The 25289-nt window shown below is 48.0% G+C and carries 26 protein-coding genes and 1 pseudogene; 17 read left to right on the top strand and 10 right to left on the bottom strand.

Annotated features, from left to right (window positions below):
- Positions 1–115 precede the first annotated feature (115 nt).
- The 11 genes from EJP77_RS08675 (at position 116) to EJP77_RS08625 (ending at position 14363) form a co-directional block, all read left to right on the top strand.
- Entirely contained in the window at positions 116–694 is a 579-nt protein-coding gene (locus tag EJP77_RS08675; protein ID WP_127198812.1) for a hydrolase, read from the top strand.
- 24 nt (positions 695–718) lie between these two features.
- Complete coding sequence (locus tag EJP77_RS08670; RefSeq protein WP_127198811.1) at positions 719–2191, top strand: MFS transporter; 1473 nt, start codon at positions 719–721, stop codon at positions 2189–2191.
- Positions 2192–2275: 84 nt separating this feature from the next.
- Complete coding sequence (locus EJP77_RS08665) at positions 2276–2845, top strand: TetR/AcrR family transcriptional regulator (RefSeq protein ID WP_127198810.1); 570 nt, start codon at positions 2276–2278, stop codon at positions 2843–2845.
- 295 nt (positions 2846–3140) lie between these two features.
- Positions 3141–3992, top strand: a complete 852-nt coding sequence (locus EJP77_RS08660; protein WP_127198809.1) for an SDR family oxidoreductase — start codon at positions 3141–3143, stop codon at positions 3990–3992.
- A gap of 186 nt (positions 3993–4178) precedes the next feature.
- Positions 4179–4502 carry a putative quinol monooxygenase gene (locus tag EJP77_RS08655; protein WP_127198808.1) on the top strand — a complete coding sequence of 108 codons (324 nt, stop codon included), beginning with the start codon at positions 4179–4181 and terminating at the stop codon, positions 4500–4502.
- Positions 4503–4546: 44 nt separating this feature from the next.
- A complete protein-coding gene (csaA, locus tag EJP77_RS08650; RefSeq protein ID WP_127198807.1) occupies positions 4547–4879 on the top strand; it encodes a chaperone CsaA in 333 nt (110 codons plus the stop codon).
- A 78-nt stretch (positions 4880–4957) separates the two neighbouring features.
- A complete protein-coding gene (locus EJP77_RS08645) occupies positions 4958–5758 on the top strand; it encodes an SDR family NAD(P)-dependent oxidoreductase (protein WP_127198806.1) in 801 nt (266 codons plus the stop codon).
- A 287-nt stretch (positions 5759–6045) separates the two neighbouring features.
- Positions 6046–7794 (top strand): ABC-F family ATP-binding cassette domain-containing protein, encoded by a 1749-nt coding sequence (locus EJP77_RS08640; protein ID WP_127198805.1) that lies wholly within the window; start codon positions 6046–6048, stop codon positions 7792–7794.
- Positions 7795–8361: 567 nt separating this feature from the next.
- On the top strand, positions 8362–12453 hold the full coding sequence (locus EJP77_RS08635) for an immunoglobulin-like domain-containing protein (protein ID WP_127198804.1): 4092 nt from the start codon (positions 8362–8364) through the stop codon (positions 12451–12453).
- 366 nt (positions 12454–12819) lie between these two features.
- The gene (locus EJP77_RS08630; protein ID WP_127198803.1) at positions 12820–13731 is read left to right on the top strand and encodes an SDR family NAD(P)-dependent oxidoreductase; all 912 of its coding nucleotides are present in this window, start codon (positions 12820–12822) and stop codon (positions 13729–13731) included.
- A 38-nt stretch (positions 13732–13769) separates the two neighbouring features.
- Entirely contained in the window at positions 13770–14363 is a 594-nt protein-coding gene (locus EJP77_RS08625; protein WP_127198802.1) for a TetR/AcrR family transcriptional regulator, read from the top strand.
- Positions 14364–14512: 149 nt separating this feature from the next.
- Here the strand turns inward: EJP77_RS08625 and EJP77_RS08620 are convergent, their stop codons facing one another.
- The 4 genes from EJP77_RS08620 to EJP77_RS08605 all read right to left on the bottom strand — a co-directional run bounded on the left by EJP77_RS08620 (position 14513) and on the right by EJP77_RS08605 (position 17872).
- Positions 14513–15370, bottom strand: coding sequence for a CPBP family intramembrane glutamic endopeptidase (locus EJP77_RS08620; protein ID WP_127198801.1), 858 nt, complete (start codon positions 15368–15370; stop codon positions 14513–14515).
- Positions 15371–15462: 92 nt separating this feature from the next.
- Complete coding sequence (locus EJP77_RS08615; protein ID WP_127198800.1) at positions 15463–16107, bottom strand: response regulator transcription factor; 645 nt, start codon at positions 16105–16107, stop codon at positions 15463–15465.
- Positions 16094–17269 carry a sensor histidine kinase gene (locus tag EJP77_RS08610; RefSeq protein WP_185897258.1) on the bottom strand — a complete coding sequence of 392 codons (1176 nt, stop codon included), beginning with the start codon at positions 17267–17269 and terminating at the stop codon, positions 16094–16096. The genes EJP77_RS08615 and EJP77_RS08610 overlap by 14 nt, the downstream gene beginning before the upstream one ends.
- Before the next feature lie 9 nt (positions 17270–17278).
- Entirely contained in the window at positions 17279–17872 is a 594-nt protein-coding gene (locus EJP77_RS08605) for a TetR/AcrR family transcriptional regulator (RefSeq protein ID WP_127198799.1), read from the bottom strand.
- A gap of 197 nt (positions 17873–18069) precedes the next feature.
- Between EJP77_RS08605 and EJP77_RS08600 the strand changes: the two genes are divergently transcribed.
- On the top strand, positions 18070–18930 hold the full coding sequence (locus EJP77_RS08600; RefSeq protein WP_127198798.1) for an SDR family oxidoreductase: 861 nt from the start codon (positions 18070–18072) through the stop codon (positions 18928–18930).
- A gap of 64 nt (positions 18931–18994) precedes the next feature.
- Here the strand turns inward: EJP77_RS08600 and EJP77_RS08595 are convergent, their stop codons facing one another.
- Positions 18995–19417, bottom strand: a complete 423-nt coding sequence (locus tag EJP77_RS08595) for a hypothetical protein (protein WP_127198797.1) — start codon at positions 19415–19417, stop codon at positions 18995–18997.
- 209 nt (positions 19418–19626) lie between these two features.
- On the opposite strand from EJP77_RS08595, the gene EJP77_RS08590 reads away from it, so the two are divergent.
- Positions 19627–20031 (top strand): VOC family protein, encoded by a 405-nt coding sequence (locus tag EJP77_RS08590; RefSeq protein WP_127198796.1) that lies wholly within the window; start codon positions 19627–19629, stop codon positions 20029–20031.
- Between the two features lie 60 nt (positions 20032–20091).
- Here EJP77_RS08590 and EJP77_RS08585 read toward each other — a convergent pair whose 3' ends face one another.
- Positions 20092–20511 carry a YybH family protein gene (locus tag EJP77_RS08585; protein ID WP_127198795.1) on the bottom strand — a complete coding sequence of 140 codons (420 nt, stop codon included), beginning with the start codon at positions 20509–20511 and terminating at the stop codon, positions 20092–20094.
- Between the two features lie 112 nt (positions 20512–20623).
- On the opposite strand from EJP77_RS08585, the gene EJP77_RS08580 reads away from it, so the two are divergent.
- The gene (locus tag EJP77_RS08580; protein WP_127198794.1) at positions 20624–20983 is read left to right on the top strand and encodes a winged helix-turn-helix transcriptional regulator; all 360 of its coding nucleotides are present in this window, start codon (positions 20624–20626) and stop codon (positions 20981–20983) included.
- Between the two features lie 232 nt (positions 20984–21215).
- Here EJP77_RS08580 and EJP77_RS20620 read toward each other — a convergent pair whose 3' ends face one another.
- On the bottom strand, positions 21216–21374 hold the full coding sequence (locus EJP77_RS20620; protein WP_185897256.1) for a hypothetical protein: 159 nt from the start codon (positions 21372–21374) through the stop codon (positions 21216–21218).
- A 184-nt stretch (positions 21375–21558) separates the two neighbouring features.
- Positions 21559–22290, bottom strand: a complete 732-nt coding sequence (locus tag EJP77_RS08575) for an alpha/beta fold hydrolase (protein ID WP_127198793.1) — start codon at positions 22288–22290, stop codon at positions 21559–21561.
- 127 nt (positions 22291–22417) lie between these two features.
- Between EJP77_RS08575 and EJP77_RS08570 the strand changes: the two genes are divergently transcribed.
- The 3 genes and pseudogenes from EJP77_RS08570 to EJP77_RS08560 all read left to right on the top strand — a co-directional run bounded on the left by EJP77_RS08570 (position 22418) and on the right by EJP77_RS08560 (position 24688).
- Positions 22418–23371 carry a helix-turn-helix transcriptional regulator gene (locus EJP77_RS08570; RefSeq protein WP_127198792.1) on the top strand — a complete coding sequence of 318 codons (954 nt, stop codon included), beginning with the start codon at positions 22418–22420 and terminating at the stop codon, positions 23369–23371.
- 206 nt (positions 23372–23577) lie between these two features.
- Positions 23578–23661: pseudogene (locus tag EJP77_RS20875) on the top strand (MerR family transcriptional regulator); the annotation flags it as partial.
- A gap of 91 nt (positions 23662–23752) precedes the next feature.
- Entirely contained in the window at positions 23753–24688 is a 936-nt protein-coding gene (locus EJP77_RS08560) for a VanZ family protein (protein WP_425464229.1), read from the top strand.
- A 68-nt stretch (positions 24689–24756) separates the two neighbouring features.
- Here the strand turns inward: EJP77_RS08560 and EJP77_RS08555 are convergent, their stop codons facing one another.
- Positions 24757–25053, bottom strand: coding sequence for a spore coat protein (locus EJP77_RS08555; protein ID WP_127198790.1), 297 nt, complete (start codon positions 25051–25053; stop codon positions 24757–24759).
- Positions 25054–25066: 13 nt separating this feature from the next.
- Positions 25067–25264, bottom strand: a complete 198-nt coding sequence (locus EJP77_RS08550; RefSeq protein ID WP_127198789.1) for a hypothetical protein — start codon at positions 25262–25264, stop codon at positions 25067–25069.
- Positions 25265–25289: the final 25 nt, after the last annotated feature.

Below are 25289 nucleotides of genomic sequence, written 5' to 3'. Positions count from 1 at the left end.
TCCCCGCTTGACTTACCATGAACCATCGTACAAAATATAAAACATCAAGTCAAATGACCAAGGGTTCAATATTTCTAACTTAAAGTCAAATAAGAATGGTGAGGAGAATGTCGGTATGGAAAAGTTGTTTGATCCGCAAAAAACAGCACTGGTTGTCATTGATCTGCAAAAGTGGTTAGGGAACCAATACGCCCCTTATTCCGCCGAGCAGGTGGTGTCCAACGCCGCCGTCTTGGCAGATAGATTCCGTAAGCAGGGCTCTATGGTTGCCCTGGTCCGGGTATCGAGCAAAGACCTGAAGGATATCCCTAAACCGAAGCTGGATACGCCTGCACCTGCACTGAAACTGCCTGAGGGATGGGATGAGATCGTCCCCGAAATGCGGGTCGCCGATACAGACCACATCATTACCAAGAAGCAGTGGGGGGCCTTTTATGGAACAGAGCTCGACCTGCAGCTCCGCCGCAGGGGAATCGAGACCATCGTTTTATGCGGCATCGCAACCGGACTTGGTGTGGATACGACTGCACGAGAAGCGTTTATGCATGGCTATCAGCAGATTTTTGCGATTGATGCGATGACCGGATTCTCTCAAGCCGAACATGATTACGTAAAAGGCCACATTTTCCCGCGCATCGGGCGTATTCGGACCACACAAGAGATCATCTCAACCTTTTCGGAAGAGAGATCGTAAGGTTATTGCATGAGGTTGATCTCTATGACTCAAAGGAAACGACCCCAGAACGATCGGATGTACCCCTGGTATGTCCTATCCGTAACCAGTCTCGGTGCGTTTCTGGTTCTGGTCAATATCGGAACGCTAAATGTCGCATTGCCGGAAATAAGCCGGTATTTTCACGCAGATGCAGCAAGCTCAAGTTGGATTTTACTTTCCTACATGCTGGTTAACACCATTCTGATCTTGGTCTTTGGCCAAATTTCCGATATTTTCGGTAGAAAAAGGATGTACTTAATCGGGTTGGCCGTCTTTACCGTAACCAGTCTGCTTCTTGGCTACTCCCCAAATGCAGAGATCCTCATTCTTCTCCGCGTCATACAGGCTGCCGGAGGGGCTCTCGTGGTGACGAACACAACGCCGCTAATCACCGATGCTTTTCCCAAATCGAAGCTTGGCACCGGTCTAGGTCTGAATATCTTGTCCGCTTCCATCGCGCAGGTGCTTGGCCCTGTCGTTGGCGGCCTGGTCACGACGGCTTGGGGCTGGAGGTGGGTGTTCTGGTTCAATGTTCCTTTCGGGATCATGGCTCTCATCTGGGGCCTCCGGATTCTAAGAGAGAAGCCGCGGACAGGGCCTCTTCCCAAAGTCGATCGATATGGCGGTATCCTGGTCTTTATCGCTTTAGCTGGTCTAATCATAGCTTTATCCAAGGGGGGAGAACTCGGCTGGGGAGACAAGCAAGTGATGGGAGGTTTTGCTGTATTCGCGATCATAACCCCTATATTTTTATGGTATGAGCATCGATCGGCTTCACCTTTGCTGGAACTAAGCCTTTTCAGAAATTGGACGTTCAGTATGGCGAATATCGCTACCTTCTTTCATTCCTTTGCTCGCACGGCGGTTGCCCTGCTTTTCGCGCTATACTTCCAATTTGCCTTCCATCATGACGCACTTGAGGCCGGTCTAAGGATTCTTCCCATTACAATAGGAATGTTGATCATATCGCCCATTGCCGGGATGTTAACCAAGCGAATCGCCCTACGAGTCCTATCCTCGCTTGGAATACTCCTATCCATAGCAGGACTACTGCTGCTCTTATCCGTACTGGGAGGGGATTTCCCTTACGGGGTCACCGCATGCGGGATGCTGTTCATCGGGATCGGGACGGGCTTGTTCCTTACTCCCAATACGATGGAGATCATGTCGTCCGTTCCCGAGAACAGCCGAGGGGTGGCCAATGGGCTGCGGTCCATGCTCTATAACTTGGGCCAGGTGCTGAGTACGGCCCTTTCTTTAACCATGGTCAGTGCGGCGCTACCGACCCATATGAAGAACGTGCTGTATTCCGGAAAAAACGCTGTGATTTCGAACGTTGATTTTGCATTCATTATTCACGGCTATCGCTGGGTCATCATTGCGCTAATAGGCACTTCCCTCTTGGCCCTTGCCGCATCGTGGTTTCGTCCTCATCCGAAAAACAGTGCCTACGAGGGTTCTTCCGTAGCAAGCTGAATTCGAGGACGGGGGGCTGGTTTATAGACACAGGCATAAACCTTCGTCATGGACATATGCATATAGCACTGCTATAATGGACATATGAACACATATGACAAAATATTAGCAGCTGCTCTTAAGGTACTCGAAGAGGAGGGTGGAGCACAGTTTTCGACGCGGGCCGTAACTACAATCGCGCAGGTTACGGCTCCTACGCTCTACCACCATTTCGGCAATGCCGATGGACTTCTGAGTGCAGCTATAGTGGAAGCGTTCAAACAGTTATTTGAAAGCAAGATTGCCGCAGTGGAGTCGACCATACCAGAGGTGGCCCTTCGTCAAGGATGGGATGACTATGTCCGCTTTGCGGCAGCCCGTCCCCGGATTTATGCAGCAATGATGGGACGGTTGCTCGAGGGCGCCCACATCGAGGCGGCGGATCAGTCGCACCAAGCACTAGTGCGAAATATTCAGAGAGCCGATGCCGAAGGCAAATTGGCTGTGTCAGCCCGAGCTGCGGCAGATCTTGTTTGGGCTTCCGCCAATACGGCCTCTTGGCTGTATGTGACGGCCCAAATTCGCAAGGCACCCCAACCCGAGCCCGACGTTATTGACCTCATTCGAGAAAGCGTGATGCAGATCATTTTGATCGATCCAAAGGTCGGACGTTGATTCAAAATGAGGGATTCGATGACAGAGCCTTGAGACTCCAGACAAAGCCCCAATTGGGGCTTTGTTTGGTTTCATGGTAAAGATGAAGGTGCACAAATAGTGGCACCTAAGAGAGATCGCTATCCAAGCAGGATGGCGATCTTTTTCATTTTCAGATGGATTCGATGATCTCCAGGCCGCAGGACAACCCTTCGTAAAAATATATAGCACTGCTATAGACAGCTTGGTATAGCGGTGCTATAATACCCGTATAACAGTGCTATACAGTGATCTTATCAAACCTAGGAGGGTTACTATGTCATTTAAAACTCAAGAGCTGGTTGTCGTAACGGGTACGTCCAGCGGCATCGGCAGGGCTACTGCGGAGCAGCTCGCCGCTGAAGGATTTCACGTGTTGGCGGGGGTTCGTCGCCAGGAAGACGCCGACAAGATTAAACGCCAAAATATCGAACCGGTGATCGTCGATGTTACCAATATTGACACACTGAAGGCGCTGGCCGAACAGGTGGAGCAAGATCCGCTTGGTCGTCCCTTGCGGGCCGTGGTCAACAATGCCGGCATCGCCGTTAATGCACCTCTTGAGATGGTTCCGCTTGATGAATTTCGCCGCCAGATCGAAGTCAGCGTGATCGGGCAGGTCGCGGTTATTCAGGCGCTTACCCCGGCATTGCTGAACAGCGGCGGGCGCGTGGTCAATATCGGTTCGCTTGGCGGCAAGGTCTCTATGCCCGGTTTCGGAATTTATTCGGCTGCAAAGTATGCTATGGAAGCGATCAATGACAGTCTTCGCAGGGAGATGTCCTCGTTTGGCCTCAAGGTAATCATGATCACTCCGGGTGGTGTCAGCACGGGCCTGTCGGAGCAAGGGATTACGACGGCGGAGCGGCTGGCCAAATTGATGACGCCGGACCAGCACAGACGCCATGATCGTCTTTTTGATGCCGTGAAGGCTCAGGCTGAAACGTGGGCAACGGACGGTATCCGCCCCGAGAAAGTGGCAGATGTGGTTTCACGAGCCATCCACGTAAGTAAGCCGCGCACCCGCTATACAGTCGGTCGCGATTCCGCACTGCTGACCCGACTGGTCCGTATTCTCCCAGACAAACTCCTTGATCGGATGCTACGCAGCCAGATGAAGCTGCAGTAATTGGAGCAAAGAAGATGATGCCATTGTGCAAATCGCGATTAAGGACCGTGTATCCGAATTCGATAATAAATGCTTTGAGTGAATACCAAAGACGCCGTTTAGATGTAGTTCGTCAAGATGTTCTAGCAGGCCAAGGCTTTAATCGTTCTTTTGGAACGAAATATTAATAATTTAGGAGGAATTAACATGAATGATACGAAGAACCGTTACGTTACTGTACTCTGGGAGGCGAGAGCTAAGGCAGGGAGAGAGGCCGAGATGAAAGCATTTATGACTGCTGCTGTCACCCCGTCACGCAACGACCTGGGCAACATTGACTATGAGGCTCACGAGGTAGAAGGCCAGCCTGGCACATTCATCATCTACGAGCGTTGGGAGAACCGGGATGCCCTCGATCGGCACCTGAGCGCCCCGCGGATGCAGGAACTGGTGCCCCAGCTCTTAGAACTGATGGAGGGATCCATTGAGGAAGGGATTCGACTCCTGCAGCCGTTCCGCCCAGCGCTGTAAAATGCAACACCGAGAGGTAAGAGACTTAGTGGAGGAGGCAAACGTTGGCAACGATCGATGATTTTGCAGCACTAGATATTCGTGTCGGAACGATTAAGGAAGCGGAGTTTTTTGAAGAAGCAAAGATCCCTGCGATAAAGCTGAAGATTGACTTTGGACCGGAGATCGGGATGAAATCCTCAAGTGCACAAATAACTAAGCGATACAAAGTTGATGAAATTATAGGGAGGCAAATTATAGGAATCGTCAATTTTCCTCCTCGGCGCATTGCGGGATTCAAATCGGAGGTATTAGTCTTGGGAGGAGTCCCGGAAAAGGGAGATGTTATCCTATTAAAGCCAGATACTGAAATACCTAATGGTACTCCTATTGCGTAAAAATAAGTTCATCAATGGAATATTGCCTGGAAATAAAGGGATTTAAAATTTAAAAGCGTTAGCTTTAGGAGGGTAAACATGGATCTTAAATTAGCCAACAAAGTAGCTGTCGTTACCGGAGCAAGTCAAGGAATTGGACTCGCTATCGTTCGGAAATTTATCGAGGAAGGGGCAAGTGTCGTCGCGGTAAGTCGGACATTAACGGAGGAATTGGCTGATCTTGTTGAGGAAAATTCAGTCAATCATCTACCTATGGATGTCACTATGGAACGCAATACAGTTGAACTTTCTAAAAAACTCGGTGAGGTGTTCGGCAGAGTCGACATTTTAATCAATAGTATCGGGGCGGTTGACAAGAGAAGAGGAGAAGGATTTTTGGCTACGCCAAATGAGGAATGGGAACAACTTTATGATCTAAACCTGTTTAGCGTTGTTCGTTTTACTCAAGCAGCATTACCGCATATCCTAAAGAACAATGAGGGTGCAATTGTAAATATTTCTTCAGTAAATGCACAAATGCCCGAATTGTTATTGCCTATTTATGGCACCACCAAAGCGGCACTTAATAATTTGACGAAAGTGCTGGCTGGTGAGTTCGGACCTCGTAATGTTAGAGTTAACTCGATCTCACCTGGACCGGTAGTAACACCTTTGTGGCTAGACCCTGAAAACGGAATGGCCAAAACAATCGGTTCAGTTGCAGCGATGGATTCCGAAAAAGTTTTTGAAGAGCTACCTAAAATGGCTGGTATAACATTGGGGAAATTTGCCGAAGCCGAAGATATTGCGAACCTTGCAGTGTTCCTTGCTTCGGAGCGAGCTTCAATGATTACCGGGGCGGATTATGTTATTGATGGAAATATGGTTAAAACGATTTAAACCGAGATTGTTCGATAATTCATTTAGGCTAACGTGAAACGATATCTCAATGAAGACAGCTGAAGGCAGCCGACCTAAATGGTCGGCTGCCTTTTGATTTTTCGGTCGATGATATTTGGAAAACTTTTGGAGCGCATGCGCTGAGCGAATATCCTCGTAAACGGGTCTTGGTCTAGGCATTGAATTTGGCTGTAATCAGTGTTAATCTGAGGTGCGGCAGACTCCGTATTCATGTTCTGCAGTACCTCTAATAAACCCCATTTCAGCTACCAAGAAAGGTAACACAAATGATCAAAGTTGAACACTTATCCTTCTCGTTCCCACAAAAAGAACTGTATACCGACATTTCGTTTACACTCGAAGAAGGGCAGCACTGCGCCTTTATCGGAACAAGCGGCAGCGGGAAAAGCACCCTGATCGAGATTCTGATGGACCCGGAAAAGCATTTGTTCGACGGCAAGCTGGAGATCGATCCGAACTGCCGAATCGGGTACGTCAGTCAGTTCTCGCAGGTGGATCCGGCGAAAGAAATGACCGTTTTTGAATATATTAGTGAGGAATTTACCAAGATCCAAGAGAAGCTGGGCGGGATTTATGCCGAAATGGCGACGACATCGGATATGGATTCGCTGATGGAGAAATATCAACTCGCTCTGGACGCGTTGGAATCGATGGGCGGGGACGATTTCGAGAGCCGCATTCATAAGAAGCTGAATCTGGCCAATCTCGCAAAGTTAAAAGACGTTAGCGTAACCTCCTTAAGCGGCGGGGAATTCAAACTCATTCAAGTCATGAAGGAAATGCTGACCAATCCGGACTTGATGATCATGGACGAGCCCGATGTATTTTTGGACTTCGAAAATCTAAACGCGCTCAAAAAATTGATCAACTCCCACAAAGGCATGCTGTTGGTTGTGACGCACAATCGCTATCTTCTAAACCATTGCTTCAACAAAATCATTCACCTGGAAAATACGGAAATTCAAGAGTTTGACGGAAGCTATATCGAATATCATTTCTCGCTGCTCCAGACCAAAATCGAGCTGCAGGAGATTGCCGTCGCTGAAGCAGAAGAGATCGAGCGATACGATCACATCATCGACAACCTCAGAACGATCGCGACTTATAATTCAGAAGCATCCAGAGGCCGAGCGTTAAAAGCCAGAGTGAAGTTCCAAGAAAGACTGGAAGCGCGCAGAATCAAAGCGCCGTTCGTCGAGATCAAGCAGCCGGATATCAGCTTCGGGATTGAGCATGAAATGGAAGACGCTGTTGTCGTAAAAGTCGATAATTATAGCGTGGCCTTCGACGAGCTGCTGCTCCAAAACGTAAACTTCGAGATCAAATCCATGGATAAAGTCGCTATCATCGGTCCGAACGGCACTGGGAAAACGACTTTGCTGCGGGACATCTTCCGAAACAATCATGAGTCGATCGAAGTGCATAGGGATGCGAAAGTGGCTTACTTATCTCAGCTTCAAGGCGAAACGCTGCAAGATTCGAATACGATCCTGCATGAATTCATCGACGCCGGATTCAAAACTTATGACGAGGTCAGAGCGTATCTGGTGAACTACGGCTTCGAAGGAGAGATCCTGGAGCAAAAAATAGAATCGTTGTCCGGCGGAGAAAAAAACATGCTGCAATTGGCAAAAGTCGCGGCCAGTCAAGCCAACCTGCTGCTGCTTGACGAACCGACGAGCCATTTAGACATCTATACACAGATCGCGCTAGAAAAGGCCATCATCGACTATAAAGGTGCGATCGTTATGGTTTCGCACGATTTCTATTCCGTCGTTAACGGGATGGATTATGTGCTGATCGTTGACAATAAGACCATTCGAAAAATGAGTATGCGAAAATTCAGACAGATGATCTATGCCAGTCATTTCGATAAAGACTACTTAGAAACTGAACAAAAGAAAAAGTCAGTCGAAATGCAAATCGAATCGGCTTTGAAAGATACGGATTTCGAACTTGCAAAAGGATTGGTCGACGAGCTGGAAGGATTGATCAAGCAGCTGTCTGCGCTCTAGCATGCGACACAGGCTTAGACGTTTCGGGAAGAACAATCGGATATTCGAAAAGAGGAGCTCCGCTTTAAGCGAAGCTCCTCTCTTGTTCTTAGCCTACATGCGCCACAGTCCGAATCTCTACTCGCTGTTCCGGAAATGCCAGGTAAGTCACCCCAATTTGTTCCCCGCCGGCCGATGCTCATAGACATACTTTTTGAACAGTCCGATCGCGGTTTCCCCGTGCCCCTGCGCATTCGTCAGATACAGCTCCACGTAAGCCTAATTATGCTTCTTCGCTCCGAACACTTGTAACACGGCATTCAAATTCTCCAGCGTCTGCGTCCCGAGATATACAGCGTGTTGTCGACCAGGTGGGGGGCAATCTTTTTGATGTATCCGTGCTGTCCTCCCGGGATGCCGTGTGACGACGTTCTGTTTGGCCTCGGAGCGTGTAAATCTCTCAAGTTAGTTACTAATTAAATGCTGATTTACTATGCAAAGGAAATTATCGACAAATTTCGACTTGTTTTCTACTATTCAATTAGAAATATTTATCAAAGAATTATGGACTAAATTAGGGGGTTAATAGTGTTTAATTTGAAGAATCGGCTACTTAGTATATTGCTAGCCACCACGATCGCGCTGCCCGTTTTAGCCGGTTTTTCAGTCGGGATTCCAGTCATATATGCGGAGGGTTCAGCGGACCCGGCACCGGTTGTGAATCCGGTAGGTGTTCCGAACGGTAAAAAGGTATTATTCGACAATACCCACGGCCAGACGGCTGGCGATGCGGATTGGGTCATCGATGGGGGATTCTCTGACTTTGGCAATGCTTTGGCTAACAAAGGATATTATGTTAAAGAATTACGCAAAGCAACACCCATTACGCTTAGTGACCTTGAGCAGTATGATGCTTTTGTTATTGGCGAGGCCAACATTCCTTATAAAACCTCCGAGCAGGACGCCATGCTTCAGTACGTGCAGAACGGCGGTAGTATATTCTTTATTGCTGATCATTATAATGCAGACCGGAATAAGAACCGCTGGGATGCTTCGGAAGTTATGAACGGTTATCGACGCGGCGCGTGGGATAATCCGGCGAAAGGAATGACAGCGGAAGAGGCGGCATCTTCGGCGATGCAGGGTGTAGAAAGCTCAGATTGGCTGGCTCAAAACTTTGGCGTGCGCTTCCGTTATAATGCTCTGGGGGACATTACAACCGGAGATATTATTGTTCCGCCGGATCAGTCGTTTGGCATTACGGCGGGTGTCACGAATGTAGCGATGCATGCAGGTTCAACATTGGCTATTCTTGATCCAACGAAAGCCAAGGGCCTTGTCTATGTACCACTGACCAATAATAAATGGGCAAGCGCAGTAGATCAGGGTGTCTATAATGGAGGGGGAGTCGCCGAAGGGCCATTCTCCGCGATCGCTAAGGTAGGTGCAGGTAAAGCCGCTTTTCTCGGAGACTCTTCTCCTGTTGAGGACGCAACTCCAAAATATTTAAAGGAAGAGAACGGTGCGGTCAAAACGACTTATGATGGCTTTAAAGAAGAACAGGATGCGGCATATCTCACCCAAGTCATGGATTGGTTAACGACTAAAGAAAGTATGATAACAAGTTTGGACCAATATCCATCCCTTGAATTAGATCAGCCAACAGCGCTTCTGCCGATGGAAGATCCAGCGAGCTCGGTAGAACCCCAAGCAGAACCTTGGGCGCAGCCCGTGTCAGGCTACAAATGGTACGATTCCACTACGTTTAAGGCAGGCTCTTATGGAGCAATAACAGCGGTTACGAATCCAACCTATTCATTTATCTCACAGAACCCGCTCCCATCCAATGAGCAGGCGTTCCAGATTCGGATTGTCGTTGATAATTTGGCACCTTTCGCAAGCCTAACTAACGTCAACCTCGGCCTTTATAATCCATCGGGTGGCGCACAACTAGGGATGATTAGTATGGACGGTGGAGTTACTTATCCTATTACGCCAGCTTACAGCGGGAATTTCACCTTAGCTGCCAATGCAAAAGGACATGCTGAAAAAGACGTATGGGTTAAAATAAAGGGAACGCCGGCATCGGCTAATGTTCGGGTACGGACGGGCATTACCTCAATGACTACTAAAACGGTGCCAGCAAGTGCTACGGCAACGCCGCAGCCTTTACCGCCGAACATTCCGGAGACTAGTCTGATTGCTGAGGCTAGAAGCAAACCGGAGCGTACCACAGTCAGTATAGAAGGGGTCGTGACGACGAGTCCGGGGATTTTTGGCGGACAATCCTTCTACCTGCAGGACAACACGGGTGGTATGTATATCTCACAGAACACAGCGGGATTTAATCTGGGCGATAAGGTGTTGGTTAGTGGTGACCTGGCTACGAATAATGGGCAGCTTGAGCTAACTTCAATTAACTATATTCAAAAGACAGGCACAGGCGTACTACCGACCCCAAGTGTGGTGGCGGGTATCGATTCCAATAACCAAGGTCAGCTTGTGCAATTCGATCAGGTCAAGATACAGAATATAACAAGCGTTTCACCTGACGGCTCTTTTGATTTCGACGAAGTAGATGCCAACCATGCACAGACAAGGGTTCGGGTTGATGCACGTACGGGGTTGACTAGAACCGTGTTCGAGCAATCTTACGCTGCGGGTGACACAGTGAACATTAGCGGTGTAAGTTCCATTGATGGTACAACATTCTTGTTAAAGCCACGGGGACTCACCGATTTCACATTAGTATCCAAAGCGATAACGATGACGGATGAGGAAGCCGTCGCGAATGCTTTACAACATCTTGAGATTGGATATGCCAATCTGGAAGATGAGGATCATGTGACCCAAGACGTTACACTTCCGGCCATGGGCGATAACGGTACGACGATGACTTGGGAATCGGACAAGCCGCAAACCATGGATGCGGCCGGTCAGGTCGTCAGACCTTCCTATTCAACTGGAGATGTGACGGTTAAGCTGACAGCTACCGTGGTAAAAGGGAATGCTACAGACACCAAGACATTCACGCTAAAGGTCCTCCGCTTGAATCAGAGCGATGCCGAGGCTGTAGCTGAGGCCGCAGAGGCTCTTAAACTAAGCTACGCCTTGAACGATTCGGCCCAGGCCGTAACTCATAACGTGGGCCTTCCAACGAATGGTATATTAGGAACGACAGTAAGCTGGCTTACCGACACCCCGGAACGAATGACAGACACGGGAGTGATCAGCCGCCCGGCATTTGGCCAAGGTAACAGGGTGGTAACCCTTACGGCTACGATCCAGAGGGGTTCGGTTCAGCTAACCAAGGACTTTGTTGTAACCGTACTGGAGTGGCCAGCGGAAGCCTCAGCTAACAAGCTGCTTACTCTAGCTGTGGATGGGTATGCCGGTGTGATTGATGAGGCTGCAAAAAAAGTCACCATCACCGTTCCAAGCAGTTACTCTGCTACTGAAGGAGTGCTTACCTTTACGCATACCGGTGTGGAAGCGCGTGACAACAATATGACGACCATAACCTCTGGTCGTTTGGTTCCGATGCCCTTCCCGGAAGGGACGTCCCTGACCATTGTGTCGGAAAACGGAGAATCCGCAGTATATACCCTTTCCGTTGTGAAGGAACCTTCTGTGACGATGCTAACAGCGAATCCTACGACAGTTGCCATAGTAGCAGGTGCTTCTGCAACTCCTGTAATTACGGCTCATTACAATAACCAATCGACAACTGACGTTACATCGAAGGTATCATGGTCATCTGAGGATGAAGAAATTGCATCTGTTGTACATGGTGTGGTTACAGGGAAATCGGCGGGTTCTACCTCGGTCAAAGCCGTCTATGGCGGCCAGTATGTTGATATACCGGTAACGGTAGACGCTGCCCCTACATCTGCTGGCGGGGGCGACAACTCCTCAGGCAGCAGTAACTCGGGTGGAGGTCCTGTTGTATCGGCACCAGCAGCACCTGGTGAAGGGGCGCCAGATAAAGGAGTCACAGATCCGGTCACGACCGAACATGCTAATCAGCAGGGAGTTTTCAAGAGTGAGGTAGTCAAGGAAGCAGCCGATGTTGTACGGAAGATTGCAGTTCATGTACAGGAAGCTAAGAGTAATCCATCCGCTTTGGTAGTGACTGATAGCAAAGGGCATTGGGCGGAGAAGACCATTGATACGTTGGTTCGCCTGAATATCATTCAAGGCTACGAGGATAAAACAGTGAAACCGAATGAATCGATTACACGTGCAGAATTTGTAACGGTTTTGTCCCGTATTTTCGATGTAAGCGAGGTTAAGCAGGTGAACCTGCGTGATATTGGAAACCACTGGGCTAGCCAGGCAATCAAGCAATTTGCGGCCGCAGGCGTAATTAGCGGTTACGGAGATGGTAGCTTCCAGCCGGATAAGCCGATTTCTCGTGAGGAGATCATTGTGATCATTGCTCGTATGGTCAATATGGATCATGCCAAAAGGGATAGTTCGAAGGGCAACTTTATGGATGTGGGCAGCTCTTATGCCAAGGATGCCATTCAATCCGCGGCAGAAGCTGGGATTATCGAAGGGAAGGATAAGGTACACTTCGATCCGAAGAGCAAGTCAACTCGGGCAGAGGCGCTTCAGGTCGTTCTAAACATGCTGAACCTTGACCCCGAGATCAAGACGCTGCTCAGTACGATGCAGTAAATTGAATTATTTCATAAAAGGATCAAGCGATGTGTTTGTCACGCTTGGTCCTTTTGATATGCGCTGAAAGATTAGCCATCACAAGCAACGACGAGTAGTGATGCTGGTATTCAGCGTGAATGGACTCCGAAATAGTTCCACGGTTTGCCTAGATCAACCTCATTGACCGACTATTTACGATCGTCTTTTGCGGCATCTTGGAGCTTGTCAAAACGTCGTGAGAAGGCGTTAGTTGTAGAGCTTTTGGATGAAGAATGTTGGATAGATTATAAGTAATTTTTTAGCAACCACGTTCACAAATAAATCACCCGTTCATATACTGCTTTTAAATGAATGAATCATTCAATTAAAAGGGGAGTGTTCCAAATGAACGGAATTCATCAAGCGGGCGGTCATAACGTAAGTGGCAAATATGCTGTGATTACAGGCGCCACGAGCGGAATCGGGTTGGCGGCTGCGCAAGAGTTAGCCGCAAGAGGGACGAATTTAGGAATTGTTGCACGCAATGAAGCCAAAGCGAATGATGTTGCGGCTAGGCTGCGGGAGTCCTCCGGCAATTCGATCACAGTGGACGTATTCATCGCCGATATGTCCTCCCAGCGTTCCATCCGCCGCGCGGCGAACGAGATAGTGGCGAAGTGGCCGAGGATTGACATACTTATCAATAATGCCGGGGCTATGTTCGTTGATCACAAGCTGACGGAGGACGGACTAGAGATGACTTGGGCGGTCAACTATCTCGCGCCATTTTTGTTAACGACACTGCTCCTTGATAAACTGAGGGTGAGTGATTATGCCCGTGTTATTACGACTTCGTCCCATGGCCATAAGATGGCGAGGAAGGGCATCGGGTTCGACGATTTGAACGGTAAGCGTTGTTTTGGATTCTGGGGGAAGATGAGAGGCGGCCCTAACTTCCGTTACGGTGAGACGAAGCTGGCGAACATACTGTTCACTGCCGAACTGGCAAAGCGGCTCCAAGGAACTAATGTTGCTGCGTATTGCTTTGACCCGGGATTCATAGCCACGAATTTCAACCAGGACAATGGATGGCTTGCCCGGATGACCATGGCCGTTATGAAGAGATTTGCCCAAGCGCCTGCGAAGGGTGCGGAGACGCTTGTGTGGCTGGCGGATACCGGCAAAGAACATCTGGAAAGCGGACGATACTACGCCGACAAGCAACTGGGAACGCCGTCGGTTCAAGCGAGCGATAAGCAAGCGGCGAAGATGTTATGGGAAGTAAGCGAGGAGCAAATCCGTATTTCGCAGGCTTAACACACGGGTCGACGACAACGAAGGAAGAAGGATAACCTATGCCAAGAGTAGGAAGAATGCAGGCCGAACAATTACACGATGAGCGCAAAGATCAGATCAAACGGGCGGCGCTTAAACTATTTGCGGAAAAGGGTCTGGCCGGCACGAAGATGAGCATGATCGCGGAGGAGGCCGGCATCAGTCAAGGATTATCTTACCGTTATTTTGAATCCAAAGACGAGATCTTCGCTCTTCTCGTGGAGGAGGCAATCGAGGAGTCCCAGAACGCCATCAGGGATATCGGAACGTTACCAGGTTCGCCTCTTGATCAGTTAAGAGCGTTCATGATTCGGTTGTTGGATGAGAACCACAAGCAATATTTCCTGATCGTTCAGCAGGCGTTAACGTCAGAAGGTGTTCCGAGCAAAGCAAGAGCAGCAATCGAGCGGTATTCTCCACAGGATACCATTGAGCAGATGATCCCGATATTTGTCCGAGGGCAGCTAGAAGGACAATTTGCTGAGGGAGATCCCTACAAGCCATTGTTATTATTTCTTTCAGTCGTTAATGGTCTTATGCTTCAAGATGCTAAGGCACTAGGAATGGATTGGGCGCAGGAAGTTGACCTTCTGATGAACATCTTGACGAAATAAAAGAACAAGCCGGCCTGTGTTGGGCCGGCTTGTCGCTAATGAGGTGAACAAAAAACTTGTCGTTACAGACAGCTCGGTGAACCGTATCATAAGTAGGCCGAATTCTCCGCTAAACTCGAAAATCGCCAATCAAGAGGATCAGTTGCCGATTACTTTGATACAGGAAGATTCCGAGCCTCAATTCTTCGATTCCTGGCAGCCCCAGCCAGCATAGCAATGGAGATTAGAACACTAACTACAACTGGAACAATAGAGCCCTCAAGTCCAAAATTGCCCCCTGTGAGAAGTGCGGCACCGTGCACTTTTACAGTAAATAGACCGGTAGCAGGGTGTCCAGAGACAGGAATGCCAAGCAGGCCCTCGATGGCATTCCAAGCAAAGTGCAGCCCCATGGCGAACCACAAGTTCCGCCGCCACAAGAAGGCGGCTCCAAGCAGAACACCTGCCTCGAGGGCTATGGCGAACCCGCTCCATAACGTCGCCCCTGGATTTCCAAGATGGGCAATTCCAAAGAATAGAGAGGTTACTGCGAGTGCAAGCGGTCTTCCCCCCAATTGATCAATGGCTTGAAGCATAAGTCCGCGAAAGATCAGTTCCTCGACAATGGCTCCTCCTAAAGCTGATCCAATAGAGGCTATTAGAACGGAGCTCGTATCCGCAGAACTTGCCCACTGAAAGGAGTAACCTCCCAGGGCCATAATCATAAAAGCGGACCCTGCGATAAAGAGGGTCCCGATTAGCATCCCTAGGACGCTTTCAATCCCTGCGCGCTTTCTTGATATCTCTGGTGTGGGCCGCCGGGCCAGGTAGGTCAGCGTGAGCTTATACACCAAGAGAGCCAGAAATCCCATCACCAGGGTGAAAACAAGAGAAACGAGCCCTCCTTGCTCTGTCAGTTGCTGGAATATTATATTTATGAGAACAATGCCAATAGCCCCCACAATCATCCAGACGATTGGAAAGCGCCAAAATGAACCCTGAGCACTTAATTTCCTGTGATTCTTCATGTCTTACATCCCCATCCTTTGTTATTTGATGCTCTGAGTATAGGATGCAAAAGTCATAAAGAGACAGTGCGCTTTAGTCATAATTTATATGGCTAATGATCCATAATTCCTGAATCCCGAGCTTTACGGGAGGCCTCCCGCCTCCCCTTCACATTAAGCTTCGAATAGATCATTGAGATGTAATTTTTAACGGTCCCTTCACTAAGATATAACGCCTCGGCAATGTCTTGATTACGCAGGCCAGCAGCCAGCTTATGCAGCACTTCTATTTCACGGGCGGTGAGCCCGAATTCATTATTTTTCGCAGGGGTGGCATGGTTCATGTTCTTAATCAATTTACTCGCCATTTCCTGCGAGATTAAAGTCCCACCCGCTTGAACCACTCGTATACCTGCAGCAAGGTCCCTGGGATGGATGGCTTTGAGCAGATAACCCTCAGCTCCATTGCTTAGCGCCGCTAACACATATTCTACTTCCTTATAGGAGGTCAGCATGATGATTTTGGTTGCAGGTATTCGCTCTTTAATTAGGGCCGTTGCGGCGACGCCGTCCATGACGGGCATATTAATATCCATCAACACAATATCCGGCATAAACTGTTCGCAGTCCTTCACTGCTTCTTCCCCGTTCTTGGATAGAGCAACAATTTCCAGATCCTCTTCCATGGACAACACGATATGTAGGCTCTCGAGAATTAACTCTTGATCATCAGCAAGCAGCACTTTAATTTTCTTCATGCAGTATCACTCCTTTCAGCGGGATTTCGCATCGGACTTCAGTTATCGCTGGAGTTCCTTCTCCAGATGATAGGTGGAGGCTGCCTCCCAACCGCTCAACCCGATGTGTCATCGTGGTCAAGCCGAAGCCATAATTAAGCTTGTCGATCGGTTGGCCGTTATTTCGAACAGACAATTGCAGATTGCCCTCAGAAAATCTAAGATCCAGATGCAGCTGAGATGCTTTTCCGTGTTTTAGTGCGTTCGTGAAGGATTCTTGGATGACCCGAAGAATCGCTTGCCGTACTTCAAAATGGATGGACCGCTCTGTCTCCGGCAGACTCAAAGTTAGGGCCGCACCCGTGTGCTCCCGGAAACGGTCCGCAAGGGATTCAATCTGCCGGATCAGGCTCGATTCCTCTTCTTCCCCCATTTCATGTACGATGTTCCTCATTTCGTCCAAATTTTCCTCAGCCAATGTTCTTAAGCGAATTAACCGATCTTTGGCTTCGGCAGGCTTGCTATCCATCAGGGCGATAGAAGCATCAAGGCTCATAATGAGTGAGATAAAGGAGTGCCCCAGTGTATCATGAAGCTCCTTGGACATGCGGTTACGCTCTTCAAGCAAAGTCATCTTCTCGATCTCGGCCGTGTAGTGTGTTAACAGCCTATTTTGCTGCTCCACTTCAATAACCAGCTTATTCTTCTGATCATACGCACGGGCGACGAAGCTTGCCCACATGCCGATGAAGCAGAACAGCAGATTGTCTGTTCCGATACTTAGGGTCTGTTCCCAAGATAATCTTAGAGAAGACTGATAGGAGAAGGGAATGGAGGCAACTACGGGAACGATCCAAAGAGATTGCTTAGTCAATAAGTAGCCCATTGTAAGGCTCGGCAGCAGATAGTCCGCTTTTGAAGTGAGATCTGGATGAATGACAGAATAGACATAATAAGAACCGCCAAGTAATAGCTCCAGTATGCAGAACCAGACTTTGTTCGTCCGGCGCCCGGGGAACCAGAACAGCAAAGGGACGACAAGGGCAATGCTCAGCCAGATCACGTTAAATAACGTCCGGTTCGAGAACCCACTTGCCGCCAGGGCCTGGGACAACAGCAAAATATAATGGTATAGACGAAGAGCGAATATACCCCAATCCATGAAAGATAGTATTTTTTTCATATGATCATCTTACAGGAAATCCAGGAACTTGGGTGTTTGAGGATCAGCCCAAATCACCTCCATGATTTCTTCAACCATCCATTCCACCGAGCGGCTTTGAGGGTTCCGACTCCACTGCAAAGCCGACCCAAATACACCCCAACTTACAACGAGTGCCTTAGTCTCCACTTTATCACGAGAATAGCCCTGCATATTCGCCTCAAGTAACCATTTAAGTAGGAGCCGATGAAGCTCCTTATGAATGGCATTCTCAAATATGGCTTCAAACTGCTTGTCTCCGGGCGTACTGTACTGTCTGGCCTGCAGCAGAAAATCAAAGATCGTTTGGATAAGGATTCGCAAATTGTCCGCATTGAGGCTTGCGTCATCTGGCAGTCTGCCATTCACAAAAACTTGAAATTTCTCTGTTTTCCAGTATTCAAGAAAATCATATTTATCCTGGAAATGCGCATAGAATGTTGTTCGATTTACAGCTGCCTGTGCTGCGATATCATGTACAGAAATGGAATAAAAGTTCCTCTTCTCCCCAACCAACTCGTTAAACGCCTGCACGAGCTGTTGACGGGTTCTTATTACACGTGGATCATCAGGATTGACTGACATGGGGTCTCTCCTTCCCTTGAACTTAATAAACGGACAAAAGGATGAATATGTAGGTAACACAACAAAAACAGCTTTTTGCAGGTTGTTAGCAGAGCGCAATCCTTTTATCTTCTACGTATACGGTTATGATTTCACAAACTAAATCGTATGGCAAGAAACCCATTCTACGAGAAGTAAACGAAAGGATGCATGCAGAAATGATAGTTGTTACCGGAGCCAACGGGAATTTGGGTAGGAAGATCGTTGAGGAACTTCTTGGGCGTGTTCCTGCAGAGGAAATTGGCGTAAGTGTTCGGGATGTGAGCAAGGCACAGGATCTAAAGGAACGCGGAGTTCGTGTTCGACAAGGAAATTTCGACGATTCCGAAAGTCTCCTTCATGCCTTTGAACAAGCGTCGCAAGTTCTCATTGTCTCTTCCAACGCTTTGGAGATAGAAGAGGCTGTTCGCCAGCATCAAACCGCCATTGATATGGCCAAGAAGGCTGGGGTGGGCCGAGTGCTGTACACGAGCCATATGGGTTCATCTGCGGCATCACATTTTCCCCCCATGCTCACCAATGCGGCTACAGAAGAGATTCTGAAATCTTCAGGGATGGCGTTCACGTCGCTACGATGCGGTTTTTTTGCCACTTCAGCGTTATTGATGATCAGCGACGCTTTGAAGACAGGGGAATTAATAGCCCCGCAAAGCGGCCCGATTGCCTGGACGACTCACTCGGACCTGGCTGCAGTTACAGCGGTGATCATGACAGAAGGGAAGCTAGGTGGGATTACCCCTCCTCTTACGGCCTCCGAGGCAATAGACATGGAAGGGGTCGCATCGATGGCTTCCAAGGTATTGGATCGGCCGATTCGACATATTGTTGTGTCCGATGAAGAATATCGGACACGCTTGACGGCTCATGGAGTGCCGGAAGCGATCATCAACTTGCTTACGGGGATCTTTCAAGCAAGCCGACAGGGGGATTTCTCGCAAATCGATCCCACTTTGGAAAACCTAATCGGGCGTCCTCCAATCAGATTCCAGAATTTTCTAAAAGAATCGCTTCTCCAATAATCTTAATACTGACTGATTTAGAACATCGGAAGAAGGCATCCGCTAAGGAACGTAACCTGAATTTTCAAATCTCTATGTTTGTCTCCAAAAACTCAAGATACTTGGGGTCGTCTTCCATAAAAATCTCAATACCAGCGGCCATGTAAGCCCGAGCTAACTCGTCAGCTGCCTTTTCCAAGTATCCCTGTTCGTAATATAACTGCCCCAGCCGAAGATGAATGTACGGATTACCGAGCCCCTTCGGACACTGTACGGCATTAGAAAAGCACTTGAAGGCCTTATCGTAATTCTTCAAAGCAAAGTGGACATCCCCAATAGCTACATAGATCCAGGTAGCGGCCTCCCATTCTTGATGAGGTTCAGGCAACAATCGGAGGGCGGCAATATAATTTTGCTTGGCGGCATCAAACTCATCTATCTTCACTAAATCATCGCCTTGTTCACATAGAGCCTTAATTGCGGAATAAGTTGAATCTGAGAGCTGCAAAGCGATCCCTCCTGTTTATTGGAATGGATATATGAAAATTTAGCCCTTAAGGCAGAGATTCTCTATATGAAAAGTCTACCAAACTTTCAAGCCTGTTCATAGATTGATAGCCGGCTCAAAACACTGCTGACATAACGCTGTCAGCAGTGTTCTTTTATAATTGCACATGTAGATATAAAAGAGATAGATATTAGGAAGGATGATATATTATGAATTTCGCTTCGGTACGCATCATTACTGACGACGTGGATCGTCTTGTCCAGTTTTATGAGAAAGTCATGGGGGTTTCGGCGGAGCGACCCGCGCCCGTATTTGCCGAACTCGTTCTGCCATCATGCACCCTTGCAATCGGCCACACCCAGACGACGCAGCTATTCGGCGCCGGTTCCGCAGTGGGGGCCAGCAATCGCACTGTCATTATTGAGTTCCTCGTGGACGATGTCGAAGCCGAATATGTGCGCTTGAAGCCATTTGTCGCTGATTGGGTAAAGGAACCGACCACGATGCCATGGGGGAACCGTTCTATGCTGTTCCGCGATCCCGATGGCAACCTGATTAACCTCTTCCAGCCAGTGACCGAGGATGCGATTCAGCGGTTTAGAGGTAGATATTGATTTAATTCATAAATAATAGGATGATGATGGATGAACCGTATCACAAATAAGAACATGTTTTTATATGGCGCTTACTCTATCTAGCAAATCGGCACCAAATGGGTGATCCACGATGTACAGCCAGCTTCCGTCGGATTGTTGTCTGATAACTTCGGAAGTATGACCTTCCAGATGTATCGGCTTACCATCCGGACTTACCGCTTCAAGGATGAAATGGGCACGCAACAAAGCGATATTCTCAAAAGGAATGCAGTAAATGTTTTTGGACACCATGTTGCCGCGTAGTTGTAGTAGTTCCTCAAGAGTTTTTTGAATACTTGCGATTCCTTTATCTTTGCTGCCGCTTAGATTAATAAGGATGCTGTCAGGTTCGTAAAGCGAAAGCAGGTTGTTGATCTCGCCGGAGTTGAAGGCATCGGCAAAAGCGGTATTCATATCTTCTGGATTTCTAACTGAATTGCTTCGAATTGGTGTTGTCATGGAATCCCTCTTTCTGTTTGAATTACTTGAAGTTTATTCGAATCTACACGAAATTGTAAGTACGCACATAATGATGACATAGTCATAAAAACCTGACCATGCGGAGGTAAATATGCCTTATCAAGACGGAACTTTTGGATGTCCGGTAGAAGCGGGCCTTCAGATGGTAAGCGGAAAGTGGAAGCCCAAGATCATCTATGAACTCCTTCAGCAAACCTGGCGTTTTGGTGAACTCCAGCGGCGAATACCTGGTGTATCTAGGCATGTGCTTACTATACAGCTGCGGGAACTGGAAGGAAGTGGCGTTGTACAACGTACGGTATTTCATACCATACCGCCGAAGGTTGAATATTCATTAACAGAATTCGGTAAAAGTTTGAAGCCGATTCTAGAGCAAATGATCATAGTGGGGGAGCACGCCATTTCTTTACAAAAGAGTGCGAATCAGATGATGGATTTTATCGATCGGTGAGTTAGTAGTCAGTCATTGGTGGGTTAGGATTTGGACACTCCAATACGATATGTAAAAAGCGGGCGTAACGGCTGGAGAAGGAGAACGGGCCCGGCTGTTTCCAATCCGAGGTGGGTGGTTATGTGAGATCGGGCCTTTGCATTAAAGCTACGATCTGTCCACGACACGGTAGGGAAATAGGCCGGGCATGAGTACCTGCTGGATAGCTCGCAGCCTTCCTCGCTCCCCAGCCTCAAACGCGCGCAAGCTTCAAAAGCCAACAGGAGGTGCGATCCAGCGTACGGGTATTTCGCGCGCTGTTGATGACGGAAATGTTGAGAAAGATACGGACTGTGTCTCCGGTCCGATTGTTGAACAGCACTTTGTTCGGAATCCCGTTTAGTTGAAGCATCTCACACCTCCAGATCGTATATACGATAGTATATGTCACACCGATTAGATAAGTTTGGATGATTGTCCAAATGGGAAATGGTCGTGTGAACTGATGTGCGATTCTAACTGGGTGTCTGCCGTTACTAAGACGGGTGGCCCTTCATACTTAACGGCAAGTCTTTACCTCTCTGAAATCAATCAGGTTAGCGCAGCACTTCCGTATCTGTTAGGAAGTCTTCCAGGATCGATCTCAAACCTTCCGGATTGCTAACCATCGGCAAATGTCCGGTCTCCAGACTTCGGACTGATTGTGGGGAGAAATTTGAGATCATTTTACTTTGTAAGGACGGACGGATTGCTTTATCCTGGGTTAGCTTCACATACATCTTAGGCACATCCGGAACGGACACGTTGATTCGGTCCGTGTACAAACGTACGGCCTCGGGAGTAAATCCTCTGGCAATCTCCGAAGCCTGATCGGATGAGAGGTCGTTGCATAAGCACGTACGAATAGCGGACTCTGGCGGTTTCGTACCCATTGTATGTAGAAGAGCAGACATTAGAATCCTATTGGGAAACGGCATTACGGATAAATAGGAACCGCCGTTCTTCGGAATTGCCGCGCTTATAGCGACCATGCCGACCAAGCGATCTGTCAATTCGGATGCAAGCCGAAGTGCAAGGACGCCTCCAATTGAATGCGCTACAATGACAAATCTTTGAACACCCCATTCATCCACTTGGTTCTTCATATGTGCCATGTAATCTTCCAATGAAAGCCGGCTTCTCGAATCAAACGAACCCTTCCTCAGAGGGAACTCTAGAGGTAGACAAGGACAATCGAGTCCCTCTATAACTCTACTCCAAATTTGACTTTCCAAACCTGCTCCATAGATGAATACAAAGCCGGTCTTGTCCTGCAGATTCCTATGCATATGGTTCATTCCCCCCGTTGATTGTTGCTTTAGAATGCTTACGGGATCATGTTATCATTTAAACAAGACAACTTATGTCTTATTTATAAGATAAAATGGATAAAAACATTAGAAATGAGGGGGGACATTGCAAAAGTCACAGCGTCTCATCCAATTGATTATGAGGATTAACGCCAAACAGTCCTTTACCGTCAGAGAGCTGGCAGATGAATTCGGTCTGTCCACTCGGACGATTACGAGAGATTTGCAAGAGCTCAGCGAACTCGGCGTCCCTGTGTATTCCATTCAAGGAAGAGGAGGGGGGTATAAGCTTCTTCAAGAGAGACTTTTGCCGCCAATCAGCTTTACCGAGGGAGAAGCCATTTCTATGTTTTTCGCGTGCCAGACATTGGATTATTTCGGCTCTTTGCCTTTTGACGAGGGGGCCGATTCCGCGCTTCATAAGTTCTATCACTACCTCCCTGTCGATATAAGGCAGCAGATTGACCGGCTAAAGAACAGAATCATGTTCTGGAGTCCCCATCGACCGATGTCTGTGGAGATTCTGCAAACCCTGCTGCAGGCTATCATGGTTAGCAGCGTAGTCACCATTAACTACAACTCCAGCAGAGGAGTATCGGAGCGGAATATTCAGCCCATCGGTCTCTACGCCAGCTCTGGCTATTGGTATTGTCCCGCGTATTGCTTCCGTAGAGAAGAGATCCGGCAGTTCAGGACCGATCGGATCCTATCTGCTGCGCTAAACGCGAAGATTCCATGCCGAGAAGATGTAAGCCGGATGACTTTGTCGGATAAGCCAAATAAAGACCATGTGAAACAGACGATGCTTCAATTGGAGATGACGAATAAAGGGGTGTGGCTGCTGGAATCCAACCCTCGCCTGGCTCCATTTATAGAGCGCAATGAAGATGGCAGCGGCATGGCAAACATTGAAATAGCGGCAGAGAACTTACATTTTTATGTGGACTTGATCTGGCAATTAGGGGGAGAAGCCAAAATAGTAGGACCAGCGGAGGGTGTTGCATACATGAAGCAAAAAGTCGAGTCTATGCGATTACTATATCAATCGGAGCTTCCTTAGCACGCTAGACTAGAAAGGTACATAGGGCTATCGTGTGCTATTCAAGCAAAGAAGGACAGGGGTCACTTCTAGACGCCCTGTCCTTTCTTCATGATAGAATCAACGCATGATGATTTTACGGCTTGGCCGGCTTATAGATCGATTCTCCAGCTGCCCATTCTCTTGGCGACCTCCGGATCGAGATAGGATAAGAAGAGACATTCCCAGACACAACCAATCCTGCTCACTGGGATACCATTCAGCACATGCATAGTGACGTATTTTACTCGCCCACTGTTCAGAAGCCCTAACACGAGTCATCATCTTAATAGATGGTGGCTCTTTTATAGATCATTTTGTAACATGGTTATAAATAGTCCGATCGTGATAAAGGAGAAAGTGATGATTACAAAGCAGCGTAAAATTATTTTTGCCATAACCTTGTTCTATACCATTTTGATTCTTTATTTTATGTTTTTCGCTTTCGGCAGGGCAGATAGCCTAGATCGGGAGACGGGTTACACCTTTTTATTTATACCCGATGACTTTTTCAGACTGCCAGGTCTATCGGATCTTCTGCATCCAACGCTGATGGCTGCTGTGGGTTTTGGAAACATCGCAGGCTTCATCCCTTTTGGCATCTTGATTCCCCTGCTGTATCGGACCAGCTTCCTTCGGTTCATGGTCTTATTCATCCTGTCTATCCTTGTGCTTGAAACTGTTCAGGCCCTCACTTTGCTCGGCAGCTTTGATATGAACGACGTTATTCAGAACTCAATCGGCGCAGCGGTCGGATTCGGGGCGTATAAATTCGGCTTTCGTACAGATAGGGTGTGGAGGAACATAACGGTTACATGCATCTCGGCCATGGTCCTGACGATCGGCATTTGGGGGATCTTCGGGATTGTGGACCATGCACTCACGAAAGAACAAGGCCCTTTCGTAGCCTTAAATGAATTGAAAAACAGCAGTGCAGGTCCATCGACGGATACAAAGCGAGACAGCTTCCAAATGGGCGGACAATCCATAGATCCTCAGTATAATGTGTATAGCACAGAAGGCAAAAGCACGGTGACTTACACGTATACGTTAGACAGTAGTGAGCTTTATCTCTACTTGAATTTTGGAATTCCCGATCAAGAGGAGGCTCAGGGTTCTCTGCGCATCTCTGCCGACGGCCAGGAGTATCTGTCCACGTCCGCGGAAGATTCAAGCCATGAACCGGGGATGTCCTCCATTTATCTTCAAGGGGCCAAAGAGGTTATGATCACGCTTGAGGGGAATGAGAGGATATGGGATGTCGGGTTTAGGGAGATGAGGTATGCCTGGAAATGGTAAAGAAAAAATCAAAAACGCGCCGTGAACCAGGGTGGTTGTGCGCGTTTTTGTTGGGACCGAATAGGGTGTCAGGACGGAATGTTCTCAGCGGTCTGGATATTTTTCAGATCGAGCTGAATTTGCTCTGAAATATGGTAGGGATGATATAGGCCCCGTTGCATCATGTAGTTTATTATCTTTTCATGGGAATCTATGGCTTCGTCTAGCTGTTTCATCATCATTTGTTTAATTTCGGGGGTAACACATTCGGTCACAGCCATGGCGTAGTTCCGGACTCCGCTCTTGGCGTTCATCAAAAAATCCATTGCGATGACTTCGTCGGTCAGGGTACCAAGTCCCGTCATGTATTCTACTATTGTGTTCATGTTCTTATCTCCTTTAGGTCGCTTTAGACAGCACTCCACTAAGCTCCTGAAGCTGCTGTTGTGATAATTGCACGTCTTGCTGCAAAATTTGCTTGAGCTCCGGGTCGGTTACCAGCACTTGCATCGTTTTTGATTTGGTCATGCAAACGGTCTTGAATGCAGCTATTTCATGAACCTCCAGGGTCTCATGTAAGGCGTAATTAGAATTCATTTTAAATTTCCCCCAATTATTAATC

The organism is Paenibacillus zeisoli, assembly GCF_003994465.1.
In the GTDB taxonomy this organism is placed as follows: Bacteria; Bacillota; Bacilli; order Paenibacillales; family Paenibacillaceae; genus Fontibacillus; species Fontibacillus zeisoli.
Note: the sequence above shows the minus strand (reverse complement) of the source record. Positions and strands in the feature narration are given on the sequence as shown.

Bases quoted from the DNA above. Each gene is read 5' to 3' on its own strand.
- EJP77_RS08625 (WP_127198802.1), top strand. From the start codon at position 13,770: ATGCCAAGAGTAGGAAGAATGCAGGCCGAACAATTACACGATGAGCGC.
- EJP77_RS08640 (WP_127198805.1), top strand. From the start codon at position 6,046: ATGATCAAAGTTGAACACTTATCCTTCTCGTTCCCACAAAAAGAACTG.
- EJP77_RS08675 (WP_127198812.1), top strand. From the start codon at position 116: ATGGAAAAGTTGTTTGATCCGCAAAAAACAGCACTGGTTGTCATTGAT.
- EJP77_RS08630 (WP_127198803.1), top strand. From the start codon at position 12,820: ATGAACGGAATTCATCAAGCGGGCGGTCATAACGTAAGTGGCAAATAT.
- EJP77_RS08615 (WP_127198800.1), bottom strand. From the start codon at position 16,107: ATGAAGAAAATTAAAGTGCTGCTTGCTGATGATCAAGAGTTAATTCTC.
- EJP77_RS08560 (WP_425464229.1), top strand. From the start codon at position 23,753: ATGATTACAAAGCAGCGTAAAATTATTTTTGCCATAACCTTGTTCTAT.
- EJP77_RS08620 (WP_127198801.1), bottom strand. From the start codon at position 15,370: ATGAAGAATCACAGGAAATTAAGTGCTCAGGGTTCATTTTGGCGCTTT.
- EJP77_RS08660 (WP_127198809.1), top strand. From the start codon at position 3,141: ATGTCATTTAAAACTCAAGAGCTGGTTGTCGTAACGGGTACGTCCAGC.
- EJP77_RS08580 (WP_127198794.1), top strand. From the start codon at position 20,624: ATGCCTTATCAAGACGGAACTTTTGGATGTCCGGTAGAAGCGGGCCTT.
- EJP77_RS08600 (WP_127198798.1), top strand. From the start codon at position 18,070: ATGATAGTTGTTACCGGAGCCAACGGGAATTTGGGTAGGAAGATCGTT.
- EJP77_RS08575 (WP_127198793.1), bottom strand. From the start codon at position 22,290: ATGCATAGGAATCTGCAGGACAAGACCGGCTTTGTATTCATCTATGGA.
- EJP77_RS08670 (WP_127198811.1), top strand. From the start codon at position 719: ATGACTCAAAGGAAACGACCCCAGAACGATCGGATGTACCCCTGGTAT.
- EJP77_RS08665 (WP_127198810.1), top strand. From the start codon at position 2,276: ATGAACACATATGACAAAATATTAGCAGCTGCTCTTAAGGTACTCGAA.
- EJP77_RS08550 (WP_127198789.1), bottom strand. From the start codon at position 25,264: ATGAATTCTAATTACGCCTTACATGAGACCCTGGAGGTTCATGAAATA.
- EJP77_RS20620 (WP_185897256.1), bottom strand. From the start codon at position 21,374: ATGCTTCAACTAAACGGGATTCCGAACAAAGTGCTGTTCAACAATCGG.
- EJP77_RS08590 (WP_127198796.1), top strand. From the start codon at position 19,627: ATGAATTTCGCTTCGGTACGCATCATTACTGACGACGTGGATCGTCTT.
- EJP77_RS08645 (WP_127198806.1), top strand. From the start codon at position 4,958: ATGGATCTTAAATTAGCCAACAAAGTAGCTGTCGTTACCGGAGCAAGT.
- EJP77_RS08555 (WP_127198790.1), bottom strand. From the start codon at position 25,053: ATGAACACAATAGTAGAATACATGACGGGACTTGGTACCCTGACCGAC.
- EJP77_RS08655 (WP_127198808.1), top strand. From the start codon at position 4,179: ATGAATGATACGAAGAACCGTTACGTTACTGTACTCTGGGAGGCGAGA.
- EJP77_RS08610 (WP_185897258.1), bottom strand. From the start codon at position 17,269: ATGAAAAAAATACTATCTTTCATGGATTGGGGTATATTCGCTCTTCGT.
- EJP77_RS08605 (WP_127198799.1), bottom strand. From the start codon at position 17,872: ATGTCAGTCAATCCTGATGATCCACGTGTAATAAGAACCCGTCAACAG.
- EJP77_RS08585 (WP_127198795.1), bottom strand. From the start codon at position 20,511: ATGACAACACCAATTCGAAGCAATTCAGTTAGAAATCCAGAAGATATG.